Source organism: Desulfobulbaceae bacterium, from assembly GCA_015231515.1.
GTDB lineage: Bacteria > Desulfobacterota > Desulfobulbia > Desulfobulbales > VMSU01 > JADGBM01.
In genome coordinates this window covers 1-6,255 of record JADGBM010000139.1, presented here as the reverse complement: position 1 = coordinate 6,255, position 6,255 = coordinate 1, and the positions used below count along the sequence as shown (strand labels likewise).

The 6,255-nt window shown below is 44.7% G+C and carries 6 protein-coding genes; all 6 read right to left on the bottom strand.

What is annotated here, in order from left to right:
* A partial coding sequence (locus HQK80_14630; protein MBF0223435.1) for a hypothetical protein occupies positions 1 to 554 on the bottom strand: 554 nt, incomplete at its 3' end.
* Between the two features lie 167 nt (positions 555 to 721).
* Positions 722 to 2,917, bottom strand: a complete 2,196-nt coding sequence (katG, locus tag HQK80_14625) for a catalase/peroxidase HPI (protein ID MBF0223434.1) — start codon at positions 2,915 to 2,917, stop codon at positions 722 to 724.
* Positions 2,918 to 3,020: 103 nt separating this feature from the next.
* Positions 3,021 to 3,632, bottom strand: a complete 612-nt coding sequence (locus HQK80_14620; protein ID MBF0223433.1) for a Fic family protein — start codon at positions 3,630 to 3,632, stop codon at positions 3,021 to 3,023.
* Positions 3,629 to 4,411 (bottom strand): transporter substrate-binding domain-containing protein, encoded by a 783-nt coding sequence (locus tag HQK80_14615; protein MBF0223432.1) that lies wholly within the window; start codon positions 4,409 to 4,411, stop codon positions 3,629 to 3,631. Before HQK80_14615 ends, HQK80_14620 begins: the two co-directional genes overlap by 4 nt.
* A gap of 119 nt (positions 4,412 to 4,530) precedes the next feature.
* Entirely contained in the window at positions 4,531 to 5,508 is a 978-nt protein-coding gene (locus HQK80_14610; GenBank protein MBF0223431.1) for a UbiA family prenyltransferase, read from the bottom strand.
* 11 nt (positions 5,509 to 5,519) lie between these two features.
* Entirely contained in the window at positions 5,520 to 6,122 is a 603-nt protein-coding gene (gene coxB, locus HQK80_14605) for a cytochrome c oxidase subunit II (GenBank protein ID MBF0223430.1), read from the bottom strand.
* Positions 6,123 to 6,255: the final 133 nt, after the last annotated feature.

The window sequence follows — 6,255 nt, the reverse complement described above, 5'->3', positions numbered from 1 at the left end:
ACACTCTTTGGAACATGCACTGTTATCCAGAAAGCGGTGTTCTCATTGGCGTTAAGAGATATTGAAGAGCCATTTTCAACCGGCCACAGAGGATCAGGGTAATATCCTGTTTTTCCAAGAATATCTGTGGTTTTTGTGATATTTATATATTTAACCTGATGAATTTCAGTCTCAATGCCTGAGCCAAACGACTCCATGTTGATGCTTATATTGCCGGAGACTCCGACAGAAGGTTTTACTACAATCTGGAAAGGTTCAAATTCATTCTTTGCAGCATAGACAAGAACCCTTGATGATGTTTCATCAGATAAAAAATCCGGAACAGGATCATTTTTAAAGACCCGTTCCGATGGCAGCGTTGTCCAGATGGAATAATTTTCATTGGATTGAGTAAGTTTATAAGTGTAGTTTTCCTGATTTTCCACAGTATATGCCCATGAGCAGGGTACAAAAATCAGATAGAAGTACGAGAAAAACATAAAAATAAATTTCATTCTCACCAAGATAGGATAATGATCTATTGTTTTTTCTTTTATCGATTTTCTGCTCGTCATGATTTTACCCTCGCTTATTTTTCTTACTCCTATCAGTGCCAGTCAAAACCGTGGTTGCATAACACTCCGGTTTAGCGGCGATGGTACACCACCGTCCGCTGGAACCGGTTTGTAGCTGACCTTTTTTGCCTCCTTGTCAGAAGCTCTTGAATCCGTTTCGACTATGATCAGGTGAGGTCAAAGCGATCAAGGTTCATAACCTTGTTCCACGCCGCTACAAAGTCTTGCAGAAACTTCTCCTGGGAGTCCTCACATCCGTAGACTTCCGCCAATGCTCGAAGTTGGGAGTTAGAACCGAAGATCAGGTCTACACGTGTGCCGATCCACTTGAGCTCACCCGTCTTGCGATCGTACCCTTCAAACACGTTAGAGTCTTTAGAAACTGCCTTCCACTCTGTGCTCATATCAAGCAGATTAACGAAAAAGTCGTTGGTCAGAGCCTCCGGTCGCTTGGTAAAAACACCGTGCTGAGAGCTTCCGAAGTTGGTATTCAGGACACGCATGCCGCCGATGAGAACCGTCATCTCCGGAGCTGTCAGAGTCAGGAGCTGTGCCTTATCAACCAGCAGCTCCTCAGCCGATACAGCGTATTTTGTCTTCTGGTAGTTACGGAAACCGTCCGCTTTAGGTTCGAGAACTGCGAAAGAGTCTATATCAGTTTGTTCCTGCAAGGCGTCCATACGTCCTGGCGTGAAGGGAACTATCAACATGTGACCAGCATTTTTAGCTGCCTGTTCGACGCCTGAGCAACCTGCCAGAATGATCAGGTCAGCCAGAGATATCTTTTTGTCGCCGGACTGTGTGCTGTTGAACGTATTCCGGATATCCTCCAGGGTTTTGAGTACCTTCTCCAGCCTTGCAGGCTGGTTGACCTCCCAATCCTTCTGTGGTGCAAGACGAATGCGGGCACCGTTGGCTCCACCTCGTTTGTCGGAGCCTCGGAAAGTGGAAGCTGATGCCCAGGCAGTCGAAACCAATTCAGACACAGACAGACCTGAAGCCAGAATTTTACCCTTGAGGGAGGCGATATCCTGGGCATCAACCAGTTCGTGATTGACGGCCGGGACGGAGTCTTGCCATATTAGTTCTTCTGTTGGAACTTCCGGGCCTAGATACCGTGTGCACGGCCCCATATCGCGATGCGTCAACTTGAACCATGCACGGGCGAAGGCGTCGGCAAACTGCTCGGGGTTCTGTAAATAACGCCGTGATATTGGTTCGTAGATCGGATCAAAGCGAAGGGAGAGATCTGCTGTGGTCATCATCGGGCGGTGTTTTTTTGATGGGTCGTGAGCGTCAACTACCATGTCCTCTTCTGCCACGTTCTTAGCCAGCCACTGATGTGCACCGGCCGGACTCTTAACCAGTTCCCACTCGTATTTGAACAGCACTTTCAGATACCCTGTGTCCCATTTGGTCGGATTTGGCTTCCACGCACCCTCAATTCCGCTGCTGATAGTATCGCCTCCTTTACCGCTGCCAAAGCTGCTTTTCCAGCCAAAGCCTTGGTTCTCAATAGGGGCACCCTCGGGTTCAGGCCCAACATGAGACGCAGGAGCCGCACCGTGACACTTTCCAAAGGTGTGTCCACCGGCGACGAGTGCTACAGTCTCTTCGTCGTTCATTGCCATGCGTGCAAAAGTCTCACGAACATCACGGCCGGAGGCAACGGGATCAGGGTTGCCGTTGGGACCCTCTGGGTTTACATAGATCAGCCCCATCTGCACAGCGGCAAGCGGATTTTCGAGATCTCGATTGCCGGAGTAGCGGTTATCGCCAAGCCATTTGTCCTCGCTGCCCCAGTAGATCTCCTCTTCCGGCTCCCAGACGTCCACGCGTCCGCCAGCAAAGCCAAAGGTCTTGAACCCCATGGACTCCAGGGCACAGTTGCCTGCGAGGATCATCAGGTCGGCCCAGGAGATCTTCTTGCCGTATTTTTGTTTGATCGGCCAAAGCAATCGACGTGCCTTGTCAAGGTTCACGTTGTCGGGCCAACTGTTGAGGGGTGCCAGGCGTTGAGAGCCGGACCCTGCCCCCCCACGACCATCGCCCATACGGTAGGTGCCTGCACTATGCCACGCCATCCTAATAAAGAGCCCTCCGTAGTGACCGTAATCGGCTGGCCACCAATCCTGTGAATCGGTCATCAGTGCATAGAGATCCTTCTTCAGGGCATCCAAGTCGAGTTTCTTGAACTCTTCAGCATAGTTGAAAGCCTCTCCCATCGGATTGCTAAGATTTGATTGCTGATGAAGAATCTTTAGGTTCAATTGGTTGGGCCACCACTCCTTGTTCGACGTGCCGCCTCCGGAAATGGGCTTGCTCATCCTGCCTGTCACTGGGCATTTACTATCTTCATTCATCTTGATTCTCCTTTACTTTCAGGTTTTGGTTTATAGAGCCAACTCCCTCTTCTGACTCAAAAGGCTTCTTTAAATTGGACTTCTGATGTATAGGGCATCGATCTTAATCTCCAAGATTTTCAGTCTTATAGACAGTGTATCCCTCGTAATGGTAACTTGCATCAATACCTTTCATATAGAGTGCCAGGTCATTTACTTTGTCTGTTAAGGCCTGTTTTAGTAGCACTTTAATTTCAATATCTTTAATCGGGCTTCGCTCCATGGCCAGAAGATAATCATCTTTATCCACACAGCTCCAGTCAACAATCTGGTTCAGCTCTTTTTTCAGAATCAAATCAAGCCATATTCTTGTGCTTCGTCCGTTGCCCTCTCTAAATGGGTGAGCAATATTCATTTCCACATATTTTTCAATAATCTCATTAAAAGTGGATTGGGGCATTGCTTCTATATTTTTTAAGGCTGTTTCAAGATACATAAGAGGAGCAAATCTAAAATTACCTTTTGCAATGTTTACTGTGCGGATCTTGCCGGCAAACGTATAGATATCACCGAAAAGATAGCGGTGAATCTCTGCCAGTGCCTGAAAACTGCCCGCGTTGAACGTATCCAAAACACCACTTATAAACAGTTTTAACGCTTTTGTTTTACTGATTTTTTCTTCCGCTCTTGCAAGTTCCACAGCATCGGTAATGCCTAATTTATTTTCTAAAATCATAGATTGATCTCTATCCCATATTTTTCCAACAGCATCGTGTAATCAGGTGTCTTTTTAAATGCCTTCAGTGCTTCGCCGAAACGCTTTGCAAGATATTCATTCTTTTTTGCCTTGGAAAAGGCTATGTAATTATTCAACTCTATAGCTGGGGGGCTGAGTTGCACCAGTTGCTGATATTCCGGCTTGCCCTTAAAGGCACCTGAGAAGTCGTTCCAATTGAGGATGCCGACATCGTATCTTTGTTTCAACAGCATTTTTACCATCGTCTCTATGGAGTTTGATTCATATTTAATGGCCTTGTCGATCTTGTCATCGCCAAAAGCAAAACCACGGACAACCAGAAGAGTTCTATCTTTCAGGAATTCAGAAATGTTGCCATTGAAGATGATCTTGGATGCGTTCTCTTTGGTTACTATAAATGATATCTTGGCGGACGAAATTATATTGTCATCATTAAAGATAGCCCAAACCTCTCGTTCTGGGGTTTTCCCGATGTAGGTGATACCATCCGCCTTTCCATGCTCCACCATTAAAAGGGCTCGTTTCCACGGAACGCCTATCCAGTGAATTTTTATACCAAGCTTGGCACTGACTGCGTTGACAATATCGGCGTGAAAACCTGAGAATGTTCCTTTGACCATCATCTCCATAGGAGGATAATCCTCTTCTCCGTGAACAACGGTGATTTCGCTTTGTGCCCAGGCTGTGGCACATCCAAACGAAAAAATGGTTAAAAAGATTATCGTTGCAAAATTTTTTATTATTATTCCATATATCATTGGCACGTTTAGTTGACTCAAATATTACCCCCATTGTTTTCAGTTAAAAGGATTTTTTCCCTATCATTTGAAAAAGCGTATTTCGTTTTACCATCAACTTAAAATCAGAGTCTGAATATTTAAACAGCCGTTAAAAAGAGTATGTCTGCTATCAGAGTGAGGATAAAAATCATCATGGAGAGGTTCAGTATAGCAGATTCAAAACGATAGCTTGTTGCATAACCATAAAGATGGATTCGGGTAGTGAAACCTAACAAAGCAGAAGTAGATAATATAAACAGAAAGACTCCATTCAATACCAAAATCCATTGGGCTGTCATGCTTAATCCGGAATAAAAAAGGGGAGCTGTGATAAGCATGAAGCTGTAAAGCAAAATCCATATCAGCATGATGCGTCCAAGTTGCGTTCTGGTAAACAGACCAAGCATGGATGGGAGCTTGTGTCCTGCATGGCTCTGTTCATAATCATCAGGGTATTTTAGCAGAACAAGCCAGAAGTGGGGAAGCTGCCACACTCCAATTATTGCCATTACCCAGATTATATTGCCCAGATTGCCAGAGCACCCCAGATTGCCAGAACAGTAAAGATTGCCAGAACAGCACAGGTTGCCGACAAAAGTCTGTATAGCTGCAAAAATATCTTTATATGATCCTCCTGCTGCACTAAATCCCATCAACGGGGGAATCATGCCGCAGATTGCACCAGGAAAAATTGCAAGAACCGTCCGAGTTTTAAGAGGAGTATATATTCCGTTGTAAAATGCCGTACCAGACAGAGCAATAAGGGCACTTGCAAGAGAGTTGCGGGCAAAATAAAAACCTGAAATACCCGCAGATATGAGCAATAGAGATTGAACCAGCACACATCTTTCTGAGACAGAACCTGATGGAAGAGGGCGTTTTGAAGTTCTTTCAAGGAGTTTGTCTATATGGCGATCCTGATAATTGTTCAGTGCCCCGCTTCCTGAACATAACAGCAGTGACGATAGAGCTGTGAGCCAGAACATAGAGTCTGGATATGGAAAAAATATCAGGTATCCAAGCAATGTGTAAGATGTCAGTCCAAGCGAAATCAAAATCTTGCTGTGAAAATGCATTCTGATTAACTTTAGTCAGATTTCAACCATTCATTGTACTCATCTTCAGTTACAACTTTTAGCTGTGCTGTCATGTCCGCATGTCCAATTCCGCAAAATTCCGTACATTGAACAGAAAACTTGCCAATTTTTTCAGGATAGAACCATGCATATGTGTGAACTCCTGGAACTGCATCCACCTTGATTCTAAAAGCTGGAATGAAAAGCCCGTGAATAACGTCATCAGATGTGACGTTAAGACGAATAGGGCGGCCTATAGGAACAACAAGCTCGTTGTCTGTCTCTTTGCCATTCTTGTAAATAAAAATCCATGAGTACATCTGGGCAATGGTCTCTATCTCCAGAGCATTTTTGGGGACATTTCTCAATCCAGCATATGATGACCAGCCTACCCAAAACATGGACATAGCTATCAATGTGGGAATGACTGTCCAGATCACCTCAAGTTTCCAGTCTCCTCTTATGTCTGCCGGCACAGGATTATTTTTTCTGCTGTATTTTACCACAAACCAGATCATGGTAATTGTTATAAGGGTCAGTAAAACCAAGGATATGCCTATAATATAAAGAAATGCACTGTCAACCTGCTTAACAGGGTTTATTATTTGGTTCATTGTAATCTCCAGAAAAGCCTTACCTATTAATAAAACTCAAAAACGACACCTTGCTATCATTTACAGGTAAATCGCTATCTGTCTGAATCAGGATAGCCAGGATTTACAGGATGGACAAGATGTTTATCCTGTA